Source organism: Polaromonas sp. P1_G4, assembly GCF_056405475.1.
In genome coordinates this window covers 1-2,673 of sequence record NZ_JBFUCA010000553.1, presented here as the reverse complement: position 1 = coordinate 2,673, position 2,673 = coordinate 1, and the positions used below count along the sequence as shown (strand labels likewise).

Sequence of the window (2,673 nt, the reverse complement as noted above, 5' to 3'; positions counted from 1 at the left end):
GGCCGATGCCGCAGCAGCCGCTGCAGCAGCCGCACCGGTGGATCCGAAAGCCGCTAAAGCTGCTGCCGCCAAGGAAGCCAAAGCCGGCGCCAAGGCCGACGCTGCCAAGCCTGCCGCCAAGAAGTAATTCAGCTTCCCGCACAGGCCTGAAAAGGCTCACGGCCCTTGTCCTCTTGCAGGACAAGGGCCGTTTTTCTTGGTTAGCGCTTCAATCAGAACCGCCCGCTTGCAAAGACACAAGGCCACGCACCCTAAAATTGGACAGATGGAAATCTCCAAATGATCAAATTGTTTGTCGGCCTGGGAAACCCCGGCCCCGAATACGAAGCCACCCGCCACAACGCCGGTTTCTGGTTTATTGATGCTCTCTCGCAAGAGCTGAAAGCCCCGCTAAGCCTGGACAAGAGCTACCACGGCCAGGTGGCGCGCATCACCCTCAACGGCCAGAACGTCTGGCTGCTCAAGCCGCTGACCTTCATGAATGTCTCGGGCAAATCCGTGGCGGCCCTGGCGCGCTTCTTCAAGGTCGCGCCTGAAGAGGTGTTGGTGGCGCACGACGAGATGGACATCGTGCCCGGCCAGGTCAAGCTCAAGTTCAGCGGCAGCCACGCCGGCCACAACGGCCTGCGCGATATCCATGCGCAACTGGGCACGGCCGACTATTGGCGCTTGCGCATCGGTGTGGGCCATCCGGGCGTGAAGGCCGAGGTGGTCAACTGGGTGCTGAAAAAACCTTCACAGGAGCACCGCGTGGCGATTGAAGACTGCATTGCCCGCTGCATCAAGGCCGTGCCTGAACTGCTCAAGGGCGAGATGGAAAAAGCCACGATGATGATCCACACCAGCACGCCACCGCGGCCGAAACCGCCGCGCAAAGTGGATATTGAAGATTAAGAGTCTACCGTTCCGGGTCTGCCGCGCGCAAGTTTGACGCTATGATTTTTATAGCTGCTCGCGCAGGATCCTGTTGGACTGCACCGCTATTTGTGCGCTAAATCGGCGCTTCCAAGGCCATGTCAGGCCACAAACCCTCCAACCAGGTCAATTAGCGAGCCGTGACCACCGGAATAATGGTTTGCAGCCGCTGGTATTTTTCAAACAGGGTTTCCCGCGTTTCAATGTGCTGCGGGTTGATGGGAATGCAGGCGACGGGGCAGACCTGCACGCACTGGGGCTCGTCGAAATGGCCCACGCATTCGGTGCATTTGTGCGGATCGATCTCGTAGATCTCCTTGCCCAGGTAAATCGCCTGGTTGGGGCATTCGGGTTCGCACACGTCGCAGTTGATGCACTCATCAGTGATCATCAGGGCCATGTCAGTTCCCCTTACCTGCTTTGGCCGCCTGGTGCGCCGCCGCCAGGGCAGTTGCCACGGCCGGGCTCACCATCTGGCCGACATCGCCGCCCAGCTTGCTGATCTCGCGCACCAGCGTGCTGCTGATGCATTGCAGCGGTGCGTCGGGCAGCAGAAACACGGTTTCCACCTCGGGGCGCAGTTTGCGGTTCATGGCCGCCATTTGCGCTTCGTAGTCAAAGTCGGTGATATTGCGGATTCCGCGCACCACGGCTGAAGCCTTTTGCGCTGCGCAAAAATCCATGATCAGGCCGTCAAACGGCAGCACCTTGACGCMGGCGATACCTTGAGTGGCGGCCTGCACCTGCGCCACGCGCTCGTTCAGCGTGAACAGGGTTTTCTTGTGATGGGCCGTCGCCACCGCGATGACGACCTGGTCAAAGAGCCCGGCAGCGCGGCGCACCACGTCGTCATGGCCCAGCGTAAACGGGTCAAACGTGCCGGAATAAACAGCGGTGCGGGAGGTGGCCATAGGAGGAATTATGCCCGCCCCACCCTTTTACCCGCCAATTGCCGCCCTGTAACCACGAGACAGGCAAGGCCTGGCCGGCGATTCAGCCCGCTGGCGTACCCAGAGCAGCCAGCAGGTGGAAATGCACGGCGCCGGCCTTGCCACTGCGGTGCACCTGCAAACCCAGCGGCAGCAGTTCCTCATCCGTCCAGGGTTTGGGCGCCTCCAGATAAACCACGCCGGTCGGGCCGATGGCCTGCGCTGCGGCCTTGAGCGTGGATTCGTACAGGGTGGACTCAAAAGGCGGATCAAGCAGCACCAGTTGCAGGCTGCCCGGCGCAACGCGTTTCAAGGCGCTCAGCCCGTCGCCACGCTCGATGCGGCACATGTCGGCCTTGAGCCTGGCCTGCACCGTCTTGAGCTGTTGCGCCAGCGCCGGATCCTGCTCGCACAGCAGCACGTCGGCCGCGCCGCGCGACGCGGCCTCAAAGCCCAGCGCGCCGGTGCCGGCAAACACGTCGATACAGCGCCAGCCCGTCAGGTCCTGGCCCAGCCAGTTGAAAAGGGTTTCACGCACGCGATCGGGCGTGGGACGCAGGCCCGGCTTGCTGGGCACCGGCAATTTGGTGCGTTTGTACAAGCCGCCGATGATGCGGATCTCACCCGGCGGCACGGTTTTGCGGCCCACAACCTTGCCGCTTTTGGCGCGCGGGTTCTTGGGGGTGGCGGGAGTTTGGGTAGGAACGGGCGTGTACTTCATGGTGCGGCGCCAAGGATAACAGTGACCATTTTTTCGGGCTGCAGCTTGCGTGCAAAAGCCGCCTTGACATCGGCCACCGTGACCTTGTCGACCTGCTGCGTCCAGGTA

Annotated in this window: 4 protein-coding genes; 1 reads left to right on the top strand and 3 read right to left on the bottom strand. The window is 61.8% G+C overall.

The genetic code is table 11. The features are described 5' to 3' along the window. Window positions 1–279: 279 nt before the first annotated feature. Window positions 280–894: an aminoacyl-tRNA hydrolase gene (gene pth / locus AC1D1X_RS20380; RefSeq protein ID WP_477668284.1), complete on the top strand. Its 615-nt coding sequence runs from the start codon at window positions 280–282 to the stop codon at window positions 892–894. Between the two features lie 151 nt (window positions 895–1,045). On the opposite strand, the gene AC1D1X_RS20375 is transcribed toward pth, so the two are convergent. From AC1D1X_RS20375 to rsmD, 3 genes are all read right to left on the bottom strand, one after another. Next, window positions 1,046–1,315 carry a YfhL family 4Fe-4S dicluster ferredoxin gene (locus AC1D1X_RS20375; protein ID WP_457282197.1) on the bottom strand — a complete coding sequence of 90 codons (270 nt, stop codon included), beginning with the start codon at window positions 1,313–1,315 and terminating at the stop codon, window positions 1,046–1,048. Between the two features lies 1 nt (window position 1,316). Further along, window positions 1,317–1,826 carry a pantetheine-phosphate adenylyltransferase gene (gene coaD, locus AC1D1X_RS20370; RefSeq protein WP_477699019.1) on the bottom strand — a complete coding sequence of 170 codons (510 nt, stop codon included), beginning with the start codon at window positions 1,824–1,826 and terminating at the stop codon, window positions 1,317–1,319. A gap of 82 nt (window positions 1,827–1,908) precedes the next feature. Next, the gene (gene rsmD / locus AC1D1X_RS20365) at window positions 1,909–2,565 is read right to left on the bottom strand and encodes a 16S rRNA (guanine(966)-N(2))-methyltransferase RsmD (RefSeq protein WP_477668286.1); all 657 of its coding nucleotides are present in this window, start codon (window positions 2,563–2,565) and stop codon (window positions 1,909–1,911) included. Between the last annotated feature and the right edge of the window lie 108 nt (window positions 2,566–2,673).

Bases quoted from the DNA above. Each gene is read 5' to 3' on its own strand.
- pth (WP_477668284.1), top strand. From the start codon at position 280: ATGATCAAATTGTTTGTCGGCCTGGGAAACCCCGGCCCCGAATACGAA.
- AC1D1X_RS20375 (WP_457282197.1), bottom strand. From the start codon at position 1,315: ATGGCCCTGATGATCACTGATGAGTGCATCAACTGCGACGTGTGCGAA.
- rsmD (WP_477668286.1), bottom strand. From the start codon at position 2,565: ATGAAGTACACGCCCGTTCCTACCCAAACTCCCGCCACCCCCAAGAAC.